The organism is Erwinia sp. QL-Z3 (assembly GCF_004551645.1).
Lineage (GTDB): Bacteria > Pseudomonadota > Gammaproteobacteria > Enterobacterales > Enterobacteriaceae > Erwinia > Erwinia billingiae.
Genome location: NZ_CP037950.1, coordinates 2,940,375 through 2,956,186 on the forward strand (window position 1 = coordinate 2,940,375; position 15,812 = coordinate 2,956,186).

Below are 15,812 nucleotides of genomic sequence, written 5' to 3' on the forward strand. Positions count from 1 at the left end.
TATTCAACCCCGGCTTAAATACAGTGAAAGTAAGAGTGAACCTGAATCAGACACGAAATACCAGACAGTACGCAAATATAACCTTTATTTATCGTTAAGGCTGTTTCCAGAGGATTTCCTTATTCTCCTGCGGATCCGGCGTTAACCTCGCCATAAGAGAGAAATTATGTCAGACAGCGCCGATCGTTTATGGGGTGCCCGTTTTAAAACGCCACCAGCCGCCGCCTTAACCGCGCTGTCGCGCAGCCCTGAATACTATTTTGCACTGGCACCTTATGACCTCGCCGGCTGCCGGGCGCATGCGCACGAACTTCAGCGCGCGGGCCTGCTTACCGCAGAGGAAACCGGGCACATGACCGCCGCTATCGACCAGCTCGACCTGGATTACCGGGCAGGAAAGGTCGATCCGATCGCGGCTGATGAAGATGTTCATACCTTTATCGAACGCGTCCTGACCGAGCGGCTCGGCGCGCTGGGCGGCAAGCTGCGCGCGGGCCGTTCTCGTAACGATCAGACCGTCAACGATCTGCGACTGTATCTGCGCGATAACGTCCGCAATATCACCACCGCATTGCTGGCGCTGCAGAAGGCATTGATTTTCCAGGCCGACCAGCACACTCATACCCTCGCGCCCGGTTTCACCCATCTTCAGCAGGCTCAACCGATTGTGTTTGCTCATCAGCTGCTGGCCCATGCGCAGTCCTTCTCACGGGATATTGAACGTATTCAGGACTGGGATCACCGCAGCGCCTTCTCGCCACTCGGCGCAGCAGCGATGGCCGGTTCCGCCATTGCGCGTCGCCCGGAACTGGCGGCGAAAGAGCTGGGCTATCGCGCCCCGTGCGAGAACTCGATTGATGCCGTGGCCAGCCGCGACTACGTTGCCGAATTCCTGTTTATCACCAGCATGATCGGCGTCAACCTGTCGCGCATCAGCGAAGAGATTTGCCTGTGGACCTCCCGCCAGTTCCGCTGGGTAGAAATCAGCGACAGCTATGCCACCGGCAGCTCGATCATGCCGCAGAAAAAGAATCCGGATATTGCCGAGCTGACGCGCGGTCGCAGCGGCCGCCTGATCGGCAACCTGACGGCGATGCTGGCCACCATGAAGGCGATGCCGCTCTCCTACAACCGTGACCTGAGTGAAGACAAACGCAGCGCCATTGATTCGGTCGACACCCTGCTGTTAGTGCTGCCTGCAATGGCCGGCATGATTGAAACCATGAAGGTCAACACCGGGGAGATGCTGGCTCAGGCCCCGGATGGCTTTACCCTCGCCACCGAAGTGGCTGACTGGCTGGCGATGCGCGGCGTGCCGTTTAAGGAAGCGCATGAGATCACCGGCAAACTGGTTCAGCTGTGTGAATTCCACCAGCAGGGACTCTCCGATCTGACCGACGACCAGCTGGCTGAGGTCGATGTCCGGCTGACCCCAGAAGTGCGCAGTGCGCTGACGCTGGAAGCGGCGATCCATTCCCGCGACGGCTTCGGCGGCACCGCACCGGCGCGCGTCAGCGAGCAGATTAGCCGCCTGAAAGCGCGTAGCCAGCAGCAGGCCGAGTGGGTGAGCGTCTATCAGGGCCCTCGTCTGTAACTTCTCAGCCTTCAACCTCCGGAGCCGGAATGAACAGTTCGCAAAACGTTACCGAGACGGGCAGGGCAGCCGACCCCGCTTACGATCTCAAGCGCTACCAGATGGTCCCCAAGCGCTATTACGGGCGTATCACCGCCACGGTGGTGATCATCCTGCTGCTCGGCTCGCTGGTGCACGCCTTTTCGCAGGGCAAAATCGAGTGGTCCTATGTCGGGCAGTTCTTTACCGCCCGCGCCATTCTGGACGGAGTGGTGAATACGCTGGTGATGTCGATCCTGGCGATGGCGCTGGGCATCTTCTTCGGCGTGGTGGCGGCGATTATGTATATGTCGCCCAACCCGGTGCTGCATTACCTCTCGGTCGGCTATGCCTGGGTCTTTCGCGGCACGCCGCTGATCCTCCAGCTGCTGCTGTGGTTCAACCTGGCGCTGGTGTTCCCGGTGATCGCCATTCCCGGCGTGTTCAGCGTCGAAACCGTCAACGTGATGACGCCGTTTGTCGCGGCGCTGCTGGGACTGAGCATCAACCAGGGCGCGTACACCTCGGAAGTGGTGCGTGCCGGCCTGTTATCTGTTGATACCGGTCAGTATGAGGCGGCGAAGTCGATTGGCATGCCGCGTCTGCAGGCGCTGCAACGCATCATCCTGCCGCAGGCGATGCGGGTGATCCTGCCGCCGGTCGGCAACGAATTTATCAGCATGATCAAAACCACCAGCCTGGCGAGCATGATCCAGTACTCCGAACTGCTCTACAACACGCAGAACATCTACTACGCCAATGCGCGGGTGATGGAGCTGCTGTTCGTGGCGGGCATCTGGTATCTGATTATCGTCACCGTGCTGTCGTTCGGGCAGAGCCGCCTTGAGCGCTACTTCTCACGCGGCCAGCGCCGCCGCAACTAAGGAATTCCTGCGATGAGAAATATCGTCAGAGCCGTTGAGGTCAACAAGTACTTCGACCACTTCCATGCCCTGAAGGACGTCAGTCTGGAGGTGAATTACGGCGAGGTGATGTGCATTTTGGGGCCGTCCGGCTCCGGCAAAAGCACCTTTCTGCGGTGCATCAATCAGCTGGAGAGGGTCGACCAGGGCGGGATTTGGATCGATAACGAACTGGCCGGCTACCGCATGGCCGGCAACAAACTGCATCCGCTGAGCGACAAGCAGATTGCCCGTCAGCGCCTGCAAACCGGCATGGTTTTCCAGCGTTTTAACCTGTTCCCGCATAAAACCGCGCTGGAAAACGTGATTGAAGGGCCGTGCAGGGTGCTGTTGCGGCCAAAGCGGGAAGCGACGGAAGAAGCGATGGCGCTGCTGGATCGGGTGGGGTTATCCAGTAAGGCGCACGCCTATCCGCAGGCGCTTTCCGGCGGACAACAACAGCGTGTGGCGATTGCCCGCGCGCTGGCGATGAAGCCCAAGCTGATGCTGTTCGACGAGCCAACCTCGGCGCTTGACCCGGAAATGGTCGGCGAAGTGCTGGCCGTGATGCGGACGCTGGCAAAAGAAGGAACCACGATGGTGGTGGTCACCCATGAAATGGGCTTTGCCCGTGAGGTGGCCAACCAGGTGGTGTTCATGGATGAAGGTCGCATTATCGAACGCGGTGCGCCCGAAGACATCCTGCTGAATCCGCAAAATCCGCGGATGCAGAATTTTATCAACGCCATTCTTCTTTAATAACCAGGGTAAATCAGATGAAAAAGATCGTGCTTTCTGCCGTTGCTGCCGCTGTTCTGCTTAACTCCGCCGCCTGGGCTGCGGAGCTGCCTGCTGCCCTGAAAGCGAAAGGCGCCCTGACCGTGGCCATCATGCCGAACTAACCACCGATGGAATTCAAAGATCCGGCCACCAATACCTTAACCGGCGTCGATGTCGATCTGGGCAACGCGATTGGCGAGAAGCTGGGGGTCAAAATCAACTGGCAGGAAATAGCCTTTGAACAGATGGTCAATGCCGTATCAACTAAGCGTGTCGATATGGTGATGTCCGGCATGACCGACACCGCCGAACGCCAGAAGGTGGTCAGCTTTATCGACTACTTCACCACCGGCCCGCAGTTCTACACCTTAGCGGCGCGCAAGGACATCAACAGCGCGACCGATTTGTGTGGCAAGAAAGTCGGCACCAGCCGTCGCACCACCTTCCCACAGGAAATCGCCAAATGGAGCCAGGCCAACTGCGAAGCCAAAGGTAAGCCCGCTATCGTGGTGGTCGGCGCGGAAGGTACGGCAGATGCGCGTACCCAGCTGCGTCAGCGTCGTCTGGATGGCGCGGTGCAGGGCAGCGAAACCCTGCCGTACGTGATGAACCTGGAGAAAAACACCTACAAACCGTTGGATAAGGCGATCGCTTCGCAGTTCACCGGCATGGCGATCGACAAAAACGATCCGGCGCTGATTGCGGCGGTGCAGGGCGCGGTCAATGCGATGATCGCCGATGGCAGCTATGTGAAGATCCTCAGCAAATGGGGCCTGGCGGATAACGCCGTGAAAACAGCGACCGTGAACGGGAACTGATGATGACCTCACCTGACGTTCGCCCGCGCTGGCCGCAAGGCAAGCAGGGCTGTATGGCACTGGCCTTCGATCTCGATGGCCCCACCGGTGACGCGATGCTTAACGGCACGATCTGGCAGACGCCCGAGTATTTCACCTTCGGCGGCTACGGTCCGTTCCGCGCGCTGGGGCGGATCCTCGATCTGCTGGAGCAGTTTGACGTTCCCGCCACCTTCTTTATTCCGGCGTGGGTGGTGGAGCAGTGGCCGCAGCAGTGCGCCGCCATCGTCGAAAAAGGGCATGAGGTGGCGTATCACGGTTACCGCCATGAATCCTTCTATGCCCTGAGCGGCGAACAGCAGCGTCAGGTGATGGCGACATCCCGTGAGATTTTCTGGCAACACCTCGGTATCCGTGCCGAGGGGTTCCGCACGCCATCGGGCGACTGGCACCGCGAGACGCCGGGCATATTGCTGGACGCTGGCGTCACCTATTCCAGCAGTATGCGCGGCGACGACCGGCCCTACGCCATCGCCGTGCCGGGTTTTACGCAGAAGCTGGTGGAAATCCCCGGCAAATGGGAGATGGATGATTATGCCTCGCTGGCCTACACCCGCGAGCCGGACTTCCCGAAAGGGCTGGATCGCACCGCCAGCTATGCCCTGACGCTGGATAACTGGTGCCGCGAATTTGATGGCGCGATGGACGAAGGGCTGTGTCTGACCACCCTGTTCCATCCGAAAATTAGCGGGAAACCCGGCCGCATTCTGCTGCTGGAACAATTTATCGCGCATATGCGCCAGCGCAACGTGTGGTTCGCCCGCTGCCGCGATGTCGCCCACTGGTATCTCAAGGAGCAGCAGCATGACTGAACCCACACGCTGGCCAGACGGGCAGCAATCCGCCGTGGTGCTGACCATCGATTTCAATGATATTCACGGCATTCTGACGCACACCCCCGCCGTGGCCGGGCGCGATAAAACCCTGTCGGTCTGGCGTTACGGCACGCTTCGCGGCGTCGATCGCCTGCTGAAGCTGCTGGCAGAGAAAAACGTGCGCGCAAGCTGGTGTCTGCCCGCTATCGTGGCGGAAGAGAATCCTGAGGTGTTCGCGCGGATCGTCGCGGCGGGGCATGAAATTGCCGGCAGCGGCGATCGCCATCAGAATTTCGATACCCTGACGCTGGCGGAGCAGGTAAGCAGCGTCACTGCCGGTTGCGACCGGCTGGAAGCCGCCTGCGGCCAGCGTCCGGTAGGATTCCGCACGCCGGCCGGGCAGTGGAAACCGGGGCTGGCAGCGGCGCTGAGCGATCGCGGCATCCGCTGGTCTTCCAGCTGGCGCGGTGACGATTTGCCCTATTTTCATCCGGCCACCCGGCTGGTGGAACTGCCGATGCATTATGAACTGGAAGACGAGCCTTACTTCGCCTTCAACCTCAGTCCGGCGGTGCCGCCGGGGCAGTCGCGCATCGCCTCGTATCAGCAGACGCTGGAAAATATGAAGCTCGATTTTCGGGGCTTCCACCGCTTTGGCCTGTGCTACGTCTTACGCCTGCATCCCGAAATCATCGGCACGGCCGGGCGCATTGGCCTGCTTGGCGAACTGCTGGACTTTATCCGCAGCCATGAAAAGGTCTGGCTGGCCAGCGCCGGAGAGGTGGCGGCGTGGTGGCAGACCCAGCCGGATAACGTCAGCGAACACCCTGCGGAGATCTTCCAGCGCCAGCGTCAGGAGCAGCAAGCATGAGCCAGAGCATCAATCAGCTGGCCCGCTTTGTTGCGCAAACCACCTTCAGCGATCTGCCTGAGGCGCTGGTTGAGCGCGCCAAACGGCATATTCTGGATACCTTCGGCGCGACGCTTGCGGGCAGCAACAGCCCGATCGCGCGGGCGGTTCAGCAAACGGTGCTGGCTGAAGGCTGCGCGCCGGCTGCCCGCGTCTGGGGACGTTCGCTGGCTACTTCGCCGCGTAATGCGGCCTGGCTGAACGGTATTGCAGCGCATATGTATGAGCTGGACGATACCGGCGGTTGCGATCACTCCGGCGCGGTGGTGCTGCCTGCGGTAATGGCGGTGCTGCCACTGTGCCCGGCTGATGTGACGGGCCGCGAGCTGATTACCGCCGTGGTGCTGGGCTATGAGATTGGCCGCCGGGTGCTGGAAGCCTGCGGTGGCTATGCCCCGCACAACGAAGCCGGCTGGCATTCCACCTCCACCTGCGGCGTATTTGGCGCGGCGGCGGCGGTGGCCTCATTACTTAAGCTTAATCAGAACCAAACGGTGCAGGCGTTAGGCATAGCGGCCAGCTTTAGCGGCGGCTTATGGGGCTTTATCCACGACGGTTCGCAAAGCAAGAAGCTGCACGCCGGACGGGCCGCAGAGGGCGGGGTGCTGGCGGCGATGCTGGCCCGCCAGGGGATCACCGGGGCATCACAAACCTTTGAGGACCTCTGGGGCGGCTTCCTGAAAACGCTGGCCCCTTCCAGCCGGCAGCCGCAAGCGCTGACTGCCGAACTGGGGCAGGTATGGAAACTCAACCGCTGTTCAATCAAGCCCTATGCCTCCTGCCGCGGCACGCATTCGGCGGTGGATGCCGTCGGCGAGTTGATGGCAGCCCATCATTGCCGCGCGGCAGAGATTGCACGCCTGCACGTTTACCTTAATCCCTTCCTGCTGGAGATGTGCGGCAACAGCGATCTTGCAAGCCTGGCGGCAGCACAGATGAGCCTGCCTTACGCGATGGCCGCCCGCGTGCTGTATGGTCATGCTGGTCTCGCGGCGTATGACGCGGAAAAACGCGGCAGCGCAGAGATGGCCGCCATGCTGGAACGCATTGTGCTGCATGTCGACGCCAGCCAGAACAGCAACGAAGAGCCGATTGTTGAACTGGAAACGCTTAACGGCGAACGCGGGCGTAAGCAGGTGACCGTTCCGCTGGGATCGCCGCAAAATCCATTGAGCGATGAGGCGTTATTGCTGAAGTTTCAACAGCTGGCGGTCAGAGTGTTGCCGGCGCAGCAAACCGCCGCGCTGGAAGCTTACTGCCTGTCGCTAGAGCAGCAGACCGATATGCAGGAACTGCTGAACCTGCTGTCGGTGCATTAAATAAATCCCCGCAGTTGACCTTCAGGCGCTGCGGGGGTTACTTTCCTTTATTGCCCGTTTTTCCCCCGGTGGATGAAGGAACTATGCTCACGTTGAAAGTGTTAAGTATTGGATTTATCTGCATCATGCTGCTCTCTTTCGGCCAGAGTTACCTTAACGCCTCGCAGAACGGTACGGCGATGACCGGTCAGAGTTGGTCCACCGCGAAACGGGATTCCGCCGGCATCGCCCCCGACCCGGTGGCCTTCAGGCAGACCGCCATTGTGCAGGTGTATATTGCGCCTGCCTTTAGCTGGCGTGGGCTGCTGGCCGTTCATCCGGGGATCATCTTTAAGCCGGCTGGCGAGACGCAGTTCCGCCGCTATGAAGTGGTGAGCTGGGGAAGTAACAACGTCATCAGAGAGAATTTCACCCTGCCGGACGGTTACTGGTTTGGCGGTAAGCCGCAGCTGATTGTCGATCACCGGGGGGCTGGCGCAGAGGCGATGATCCCGCAGATTGAAGCGGCGATTAAAAGCTATCCGTGGCCGCACACCTACCGCGTCTGGCCTGGCCCGAACAGCAATACTTTCCTGGCACACATTGGCCGCGAAGTTCCGGCGCTTAAGCTGGATCTGCCCGCCAATGCCATCGGCAAAGATTTCCGGCCGCTGACCAATCCGGTCGGTTTGCCGCCGTCAGGACGCGGTTTCCAGGCCTCGCTGTTGGGCGTGCTGGGATTAACGTTGGGCGGGGAAGAAGGGCTGGAGATCAATATCCTCGGCTTCAATATGGGCGGGGATGTGAAATCTCCCGCGCTGCGCCTGCCGTTTATCGGCCGCATTGGCAAAGCCCGTCTGGAAACCGATAGCGGGAGCTAAGATCTGCTGGCATCAACAGGCAGATCGCGAAAGCGAAGGTTGGTTGGATAACCTGGAGGATAGCGTTTGCTGCGGGTTTACCGGCGCCGAAAGGCGCCGTTTTCACCGCTTACTTCGCGGCTTATCGCTGCGCGGCCAGCGCTTCCACCCGGGCAATCGCCTGGTACAGCGCCTCGACGGTAACCGGATCGGCCATGTTTTCCATATCCGGCGCGTGCACCGACTCGCGGACAATCACCTCAAGCTCTTCTTCCGTCAGCCCGGCAATCTCTTGCAGACTCAGCGGCACGCCGCATTTGTGCGCCAACGCCATCTCATGCAGCAACTCTTCATCACTGCGATTTTCCAGCGCCAGCAGGCACAGATTGCCGTAGCCCACCAGCAGGCCGTGACCGAATTCGCGGGTTTTATCGCAGAAGGTAAAGCCTTCATAAATCGCGTGCGCGGCTGCGGCATGCGCGCCATTGCTCATCAATGAGGTCAGGCCAGCCAAGGTAAAGATCACGTCCAGCACCTGATCCAGATGGTGGTCAGGCAGATTTTTGCGCACCGCCTCGACCGCTTTCGGCCCGTGGGCGGCGATAATTTCATAACAGATATGGCTGTGCGCCAGCGAAGAACGGGCATTGGCATCCAGCGCCGGGTGACGCTGGCTGACCGCACGGAATTCGTACCACTTGGCCAGCGTATCGCCGAGGCCAGCCGCCAGCCAGCGCAGCGGTGCCAGCGCCAGCAGTTCGCTGTCGATAATCACCGCCGCCGGCGCCTGATGCAGCGGAAAGATATCGTGAAAGTTGCCGTTATCATCGTAACGAATACTCAGCGGCGTCACCGCTGAACAGGTGGCGGCAATGGTGGGCAGGGTAATCACCGGGATATTGCATTCAGCGCCTACCGCCTTGCAGGTATCCAGCGACTTGCCGCCGCCGGTGGCGATAATCACATCTGCCCTTAACGCCATTGCCAGCTCACCCAGCCGGGCAATCTGCGTGAGCGAGGTTTCCCCGCCGAACCATTCGCAGCCGACCAGCGCCACTTCTGCATCCGCCAGCTGCGTTCGCACCTGCGGCTCCACCGCTTTCAGCGCCTGATGGCCGCCAATCAGCAACGCGCGCTGCCCGAGCTCGCGACAGATTTCACCTAACTGATGAATCACCCCTGCGCCACGCAACACACGGGCCGGGAAAACCAGATTTTGTTCAGACATGACTGACCTTATCAATGTGCCGACGCAGGGCGCCTTCAGTTGTATTTCACTCCGGGTAACACACAGAGCATTTCGTAGAGAATGTTTGCTGCCAGCTGCGAGGTGGTGCCGCTGATATCATAAGGGGGTGAAACCTCAACCAGGTCAGCGCCAATCAGGTTCAGACCACGGCATCCGCGCACAATCTCCAGCCCCTGAATCGAGGTTAAGCCGCCCACTTCCGGCGTGCCGGTGCCCGGTGCCCAGGCGGGATCAAAGCTGTCGATATCATAGGAGAGATAAACCGGGCCGCTGCCCATCTGCGCGCGAACCTCTGCCATCAGCGGTGCCATGGACTGATACCAGCATTTTTCGGCGGGCACCAGGCGGAAACCCCGATCGACGCCCCACTGAAAATCGCCGGCATCGTAGCCCTGCGCCCGCTGACCAATCTGGATCACCCGTTTGAGATCGAGTAATCCCTCTTCGACCGCCCGGCGGAAGGTGGTGCCATGCGCAATCTTCTCGCCAAACATGTCGTCGTTGGTATCAGTATGCGCATCGACATGGATAAGTCCTACCGGTCCGTGCTTTTTTACCAGCGCGCGCAGAATGGGCAGCGTCAGGGTGTGATCGCCACCGAGCGTAAGCGGCACCAGCGGGAAGGCGTTCAGCCCGGTGTAGTAGTCTTCGATAATCTGTACGGATTTATGCAGATTATAGGTGTTGATCGGCACATCGCCGAGGTCAGCCACCCGCAGTGAATCAAACGGGGCCGCGCCGGTGGCCATGTTATACGGCCGGATCATCACCGAGTCCGCGCGAATGGCGCGCGGGCCATAACGGGTGCCTGCGCGCTGCGACGTGCCGATGTCCAGCGGAATGCCGACAAAGGCCGCATCCAGTCCAGCCGGCGTGTCGGCTGCCGGCAGGCGCATCATGGTGCCACGTCCGGCAAAACGCGGCATATCGTTACCGCTTTGTGGCTGCGGGAAAGAGTGATTATCAACAGGTTGCATCGGGTGCGCCTCCGGGCAGTCAGCAAATGAACCGCCATCATCTGTCGTACAGGCTTGTGAAAAAATCCCTGAGAGCAAATAATCAGTTCAGAAAATTCATAACTGATTGCCGACCCTGAGGATCCGCCGTGAGCGCCACCCGTTTGCCCAACCTCAAGCTACTGACTATTTTCGCCACGGTGGCCCGCTGCCAGGGCTTTTCCCGCGCGCAGCAGGAGCTGAATATGACCATGCCGGCGATCAGCGGTTATATGAGCGAACTGGAGCAGCGGTTGGGCTTTGTGCTGTGCCAGCGCGGACGCGGCGGATTTTCGTTAACCCCGCGCGGTGAACAGTTTTTGCAATACAGCCTGCAGCTGCTGGGCACGCTGTCCGACTTTGACCGCCAGGTTGAGGGGCTGAAAACCGAACAGGGCGGCGTTTTTTCGCTGGGGGTGGTGGATTCCGTCTCTACCGACACCCGGCTGGGGCTGGCGGAGAGCATCAATCAGTTCAGCCAGCGATTCCCGGCGGTGTACCTCAATCTTTCGGTTCGCGATCCCAATGAGCTGCAGCAGAAGGTGCTGGATAACCGGCTGGATCTGGCCATCGGTCATTTCCCGGTTAACGTCAATAACCTGGTGACGGTGCCGCTGCATCACGAGCAGCACTGGCTGTACTGCAGTGACAGCCATCAGCTGTTTGACCAGCCGGACCTCGATGCGCTGGATCTGCATGATTATGGCTTTGTCACCCGCAGTTACTGGAATCAGGCCGAGCTGATGCGGCGCGGATTCAAGGCCAGCGCCGCCTCGGTGGAAAATATTGAAGCCCAGCTGATCCTGATCCTCTCCGGGCGTTATATCGGCTATCTGCCGGAACACTGTGCGCTACCCTGGGTGGAGAAAGGGCGGCTGAAAAGGTTGTCTCCGCAGCAGTTCAGCTATCAGGCCTCTTTCTCACTGATTTTCCGCCGTGGGCGCAGCCGGGAGACGCTGATCAGGGCCTTCCGCGATTTAGTAAGATTGCGTGCCGCGCCGACACAATAATCTAAGAAGGCTGACGTCAGCCTTATACTGTGTAAAAATACAGGCCGTCTCAGTAAAAAGTGGTTGTCATGGCGTTATCTGCCGCGTTAAAAACGCAAATTGCCGAATGGTATAAAGCCCTTCAGCAACAAATTCCCGATTTTATTCCCCGCGCGCCGCAGCGGCAGATGATTGCCGAAGTGGCGAAAACGCTGTCGGGCGATGATGGTCGCCATCTGGCGATTGAAGCGCCGACCGGCGTGGGGAAAACGCTCTCCTATCTGATCCCCGGCATCGCGGTCAGCCGTGACGAGAAGAAGCCGCTGGTGGTCAGTACCGCTAACGTGGCGCTGCAGGATCAGATTTACAGCAAGGATTTGCCGCTGCTGAAGAAAATCATTCCCGATCTGCAGTTCACGGCGGCCTTTGGCCGTGGGCGCTATGTCTGCCCGCGCAATCTGTCGGCGCTGGCCACCGATGAAGAGAAGCAGGGCGATCTGCTGCTGTTCCTTGATGAGCAGATGACCGCCAGCAAGGATGAGCGCGCGCTGTGCACCACGCTGGAAAAAAACCTCAACCGCCATCAGTGGGACGGCCTGCGCGATCACTGCGAAGACACCATTGAGGATTCCCTGTGGCAGCGCCTGAGCACCGATAAAGCCAACTGCCTGGCCAGCAACTGCCACTGGTTTCGTGAATGTCCGTTCTATGTTGCCCGCCGCGAGATTGAACATGCGGATGTGGTGGTCGCCAACCATGCGCTGGTGATGGCCGCGCTGGAAACCGAATCGGTGTTACCGCCAGCGAAAAACCTGCTGCTGGTGCTGGATGAGGGCCATCATCTGCCGGACGTCGCCCGCGATGCGCTGGAAATGAGCGGCGAGATCACCCCGGGCTGGACCACCTTACAGCTCGATCTGTTCTGCCGTCTGGTGGAGCAGTGTATGGCGCAGTTCCAGCCAAAAAGGCCGCCGGGGCTCAGTAACCCTGAGCGGCTGAAAGCCCATTGCGAAGAGGTGCGTGAACAGCTTCAGCAGCTGTCGCATATTCTTGCCCAGCTGCTGCCGCCCAATAATCAGGAAGGCGAATACCGCTTTGAAATGGGCCTGCTGCCGGAAGAGGTGCTGACGATCTGTGCGCGCCTGTTTAAGCTCAGCGACGGGCTGCGCGGTCTGGCAGAAGCCTTGCTTAACGATTTGAGCGAAAAATCCGGCCAGTTTGATGTGGTCAGGTTGCACCGCACGCTGACCCAGATGAACAAGGCGTTGGGCTGGTTTGAAGCCAGCAGCAAACTGTGGCGGCTGGCGGCGATGGAGAAAGCCTCTGGCGCACCGGTGTCGAAATGGGCCACGCGGGAAATCCGTGAAGGCAATGCGCATCTGATGTTCCATTGCGCCGGGATCCGCGTCAGCGATCAGCTGGAGAAACTGCTGTGGCGCAAAATTCCCCATGTGGTGCTGACCTCCGCGACCCTGCGCTCGCTCAGCAGCTTCCAGCGTTTGCAGGAGATGTCTGGCCTGACGGAGAAGGTCGGCGATCGTTTTGTCGCCCTGGATTCCCCGTTTAACCATATTGACCAGGGCAAGCTGGTGATCCCACAGATGCAGTACGAGCCGATGCTGGCGAATGAGGTGAAGCATCTGGCGGAAATGGCGCACTTTTTCCGCGATCAAATTAAGCAGGCAAAGCACAAAGGCATCCTGGTGCTGTTTGCCAGCGGCCGCGCCATGCAGCAGTTTCTCGCTTATATTCCTGAGCTGCGGCTGATGATGCTGGTGCAGGGCGATAAGCCGCGTCCGGCGCTGGTGGCCTTACACCGCAAGCGCGTTGAGCAGGGTGAAACCAGCATCCTGGTTGGCCTGCAGTCGTTTGCCGAAGGTCTGGATCTGAAAGGCGATTTGCTGTCCCAGGTGCATATTCATAAAATTGCTTTCCCCCCGGTGGACAGTCCGGTTATTTTGACCGAGGGCGAATGGCTGAAAAGCCTGAAGCGCTACCCGTTTGAAGTACAAAGTCTGCCCAGCGCCTCCTTTAATCTGATTCAGCAGGTGGGCAGGCTGATCCGCAGCCATGAATGTTTTGGCGAGATCGTGATTTACGACCGCCGTTTACTGAGCAAAAGTTACGGCGCCCGTTTGCTGGGGGCGCTTCCGGTCTTCCCGATCGAGCAACCCGCCATGCCGGAAGGGCCGCTGCCTAAAGCCAGTCCGGCCCTCAGCGGCAAAAAACCTGCCGCCCGTCGTCGCCGCTAACCACCGAACAGAGTAGAAGCATGGAATATAACAAGATCATCAAAGAAGTCGGGCGCGGTAAAAACCATGCCCGTGATATCGATTTTGCCACCGCGCGCGATCTCTATCGCCAGATGTTGACGGGAGCGGTGCCGGATCTGGAACTCGGCGGCATTCTGATTGCCCTGCGCATCAAAGGCGAAGGCGAAGAAGAGATGCTCGGCTTTTATCAGGCGATGCAGGAACGGGTGATGCAGCTGACGCCGCCGGCCAATCAGCCGATGCCGGTGGTGATCCCCAGCTACAACGGCGCGCGCAAACAGGGAAACCTGACGCCGCTGCTGGCGCTGTTGTTAAGCAGGCTCGGTTTTCCGGTGGTGGTCCATGGCGTGAGCGACGATCCGACCCGCATTACCAGCGAAGCGATTTTTGCGGCGTTAGACGTGCCTGCGGTGCACAACGCCGAACAGGCCCAGGCGAAACTGGCGCAGGGTGAACTGGTGTTTATGACCGTCGCCACGCTGTGTGAACCGCTGGATCGTCAGCTGTCGCTGCGCTGGAAGATGGGTGTGCGTAACAGCGCGCACACGCTGGCCAAGCTGGCGACGCCGTTTGCGGAAGACGCGGCGCTGCGCCTCTCCAGCGTGTCCCATCCTGAGTACATTCCCCGCGTCGGCAAGTTTTTCCAGGCGATTGGCGGTCGTGCGCTGTTGCTGAACGGCACCGAAGGCGAGGTGTACGCCAATCCCCAGCGTTTCCCGGCTATCAGCCTGATCAATGGCAGCGAACCGCAACTGATGCTGCCGCGTCAGGACGAGGTAATTACCGACCGTGATGCGCTGCCGGAAGCGAAAGATGCCGACACCACCGCCGCCTGGATCACCCGCTGCCTGAATCGTGAGGTTGCGGTGCCGGAAGCGCTGCGCCAGCAGATCGCCTGCTGTTATGTCGCCACCGGTCGGGCGGCGGATATCGCCGAAGGGTTAGTGCAGATCGACGCTGCCGGCTATTAAGCGCGACGTCGCGGGAAGAGTTGCGTGACAGAGATTCGGGCGGCGCGTTTACCGCCCGACGTCAGTTTATTGCAGAGGCAGTAAACGCTCGGCCAGCGCGGTCCACAGCGAAATGCCTTCGCTAATCAGCCGATCGTTAAAATCGTAATGGGCATTGTGTAACGGTCTGGATGGCGTCTCGCCATCGGCGCCAATCCAGAAGTAGGCACCCGGACAGACGTCCAGCATACAGGCGAAGTCTTCCGACGCCATCGACGGACTGACTTCCCAATGCACCCGTTCAGCCGGCAGCAGCGCCAGCGCACAGTCGCGCACCTTCTCCGCTTCCGCCGCATTGTTGCGCGTCACCGGATAATCCGTCAGATACTCAATGCTGCCTTCAATGCCCATTGGTGCGGTGAAGGTAGTAACGAATTCATCAATCATCTTGCGCACTTTGCTTCGGACATCCCCTTGCAGACAGCGCAGGGTGCCGCGCAGCACCACATTCTCAGGGATGACGTTGATCGCTTCACCACCGGCAATCTGGGTGATGCTGACCACCGCAGACGCCAGCGGCGACAGGCGACGGGCCGGAATGGTTTGCAGTGCGAGGATCAGCTGGGCGGCAGCCACAATCGGATCCGCGCCGTTTTCAGGCATCGCCGCATGGCAACTTCTGCCATGCAGGGTAATTTCGAAGGCATCCAGCGAGGCCATCATCGCGCCGCTGTTAACCGCCAGATGACCGACCGGCAAGCCGGGCCAGTTATGCAGGCCGTAGATCGCATCCATCGGGAACAGCTCAAACAGGCCATCGGCAACCATTTTGCGGGCGCCGCCGAGATTCTCTTCCGCCGGCTGAAAAACAAAGTGCACCGTACCGCTAAACTGGCGGGTTTCACTCAGATGTTTTGCGGCGGCCAACAGCATGGCGGTATGGCCATCATGACCACAGGCGTGCATCACGCCTGGCTGGGTGGAACGCCATTCGGCATTGCCCAGCTCGGTGATCGGCAGGGCGTCCATATCGGCACGGAAACCAATCGTCGGCCCGGGGCCGTTTTCCAGCGAGCCCACCACGCCAGTGCCGGCCAGGCCGGTATGCACCTGCAAGCCAAATTCCCGCAGCAGTTCAGCGACTTTGCGGGAAGTCTGATGTTCCTGGTAGCCCAGTTCCGGCAGAGCATGCAGCTCTTTACGCCAGCGGGTGGCTTGTTCAATCAGCGAAACGGGGATTGCCATAACGTCCTCTCCTCTGCGGGCTGTCATTCCTGATATCTGGCTGATTTAAGGTAGCATAAAATGGCGGGCAGAAATGG

At 59.8% G+C, this 15,812-nt stretch carries 13 protein-coding genes and 1 pseudogene; 11 read left to right on the forward strand and 3 right to left on the reverse strand.

What is annotated here, in order from left to right; translation table 11 throughout:
• Positions 1-166 precede the first annotated feature (166 nt).
• The 8 genes and pseudogenes from argH (at position 167) to E2F51_RS14345 (ending at position 8,055) form a co-directional block, all read left to right on the forward strand.
• Positions 167-1,594: an argininosuccinate lyase gene (argH, locus tag E2F51_RS14310; protein WP_134823769.1), complete on the forward strand. Its 1,428-nt coding sequence runs from the start codon at positions 167-169 to the stop codon at positions 1,592-1,594.
• A gap of 29 nt (positions 1,595-1,623) precedes the next feature.
• Positions 1,624-2,496 carry an amino acid ABC transporter permease gene (locus tag E2F51_RS14315; protein WP_134823770.1) on the forward strand — a complete coding sequence of 291 codons (873 nt, stop codon included), beginning with the start codon at positions 1,624-1,626 and terminating at the stop codon, positions 2,494-2,496.
• 12 nt (positions 2,497-2,508) lie between these two features.
• A complete protein-coding gene (locus E2F51_RS14320; RefSeq protein WP_013201426.1) occupies positions 2,509-3,273 on the forward strand; it encodes an amino acid ABC transporter ATP-binding protein in 765 nt (254 codons plus the stop codon).
• A 17-nt stretch (positions 3,274-3,290) separates the two neighbouring features.
• A pseudogene (locus tag E2F51_RS14325) lies at positions 3,291-4,112 on the forward strand (ABC transporter substrate-binding protein).
• 2 nt (positions 4,113-4,114) lie between these two features.
• Positions 4,115-4,963 (forward strand): polysaccharide deacetylase, encoded by an 849-nt coding sequence (locus E2F51_RS14330; RefSeq protein WP_209215553.1) that lies wholly within the window; start codon positions 4,115-4,117, stop codon positions 4,961-4,963.
• Positions 4,956-5,837 (forward strand): polysaccharide deacetylase, encoded by an 882-nt coding sequence (locus E2F51_RS14335; RefSeq protein ID WP_134823772.1) that lies wholly within the window; start codon positions 4,956-4,958, stop codon positions 5,835-5,837. Before E2F51_RS14330 ends, E2F51_RS14335 begins: the two co-directional genes overlap by 8 nt.
• Positions 5,834-7,195, forward strand: a complete 1,362-nt coding sequence (locus tag E2F51_RS14340; RefSeq protein WP_134823773.1) for an MmgE/PrpD family protein — start codon at positions 5,834-5,836, stop codon at positions 7,193-7,195. Before E2F51_RS14335 ends, E2F51_RS14340 begins: the two co-directional genes overlap by 4 nt.
• Before the next feature lie 83 nt (positions 7,196-7,278).
• Complete coding sequence (locus E2F51_RS14345; RefSeq protein ID WP_134823774.1) at positions 7,279-8,055, forward strand: DUF3750 domain-containing protein; 777 nt, start codon at positions 7,279-7,281, stop codon at positions 8,053-8,055.
• Between the two features lie 121 nt (positions 8,056-8,176).
• On the opposite strand, the gene E2F51_RS14350 is transcribed toward E2F51_RS14345, so the two are convergent.
• Both E2F51_RS14350 and speB read right to left on the reverse strand, forming a co-directional pair.
• Positions 8,177-9,262, reverse strand: a complete 1,086-nt coding sequence (locus E2F51_RS14350; RefSeq protein ID WP_134823775.1) for an iron-containing alcohol dehydrogenase family protein — start codon at positions 9,260-9,262, stop codon at positions 8,177-8,179.
• A gap of 35 nt (positions 9,263-9,297) precedes the next feature.
• Positions 9,298-10,260 carry an agmatinase gene (gene speB, locus E2F51_RS14355; protein ID WP_134823776.1) on the reverse strand — a complete coding sequence of 321 codons (963 nt, stop codon included), beginning with the start codon at positions 10,258-10,260 and terminating at the stop codon, positions 9,298-9,300.
• Between the two features lie 128 nt (positions 10,261-10,388).
• Between speB and E2F51_RS14360 the strand changes: the two genes are divergently transcribed.
• The 3 genes from E2F51_RS14360 to ybiB all read left to right on the forward strand — a co-directional run bounded on the left by E2F51_RS14360 (position 10,389) and on the right by ybiB (position 14,511).
• On the forward strand, positions 10,389-11,288 hold the full coding sequence (locus E2F51_RS14360) for a LysR family transcriptional regulator (protein ID WP_134823777.1): 900 nt from the start codon (positions 10,389-10,391) through the stop codon (positions 11,286-11,288).
• Positions 11,289-11,356: 68 nt separating this feature from the next.
• Positions 11,357-13,519, forward strand: a complete 2,163-nt coding sequence (dinG, locus tag E2F51_RS14365) for an ATP-dependent DNA helicase DinG (protein WP_134823778.1) — start codon at positions 11,357-11,359, stop codon at positions 13,517-13,519.
• A 20-nt stretch (positions 13,520-13,539) separates the two neighbouring features.
• Positions 13,540-14,511 (forward strand): DNA-binding protein YbiB, encoded by a 972-nt coding sequence (gene ybiB, locus E2F51_RS14370; RefSeq protein WP_105759412.1) that lies wholly within the window; start codon positions 13,540-13,542, stop codon positions 14,509-14,511.
• A 66-nt stretch (positions 14,512-14,577) separates the two neighbouring features.
• On the opposite strand, the gene E2F51_RS14375 is transcribed toward ybiB, so the two are convergent.
• Entirely contained in the window at positions 14,578-15,735 is a 1,158-nt protein-coding gene (locus E2F51_RS14375) for a M20 aminoacylase family protein (protein WP_134823779.1), read from the reverse strand.
• Positions 15,736-15,812: the final 77 nt, after the last annotated feature.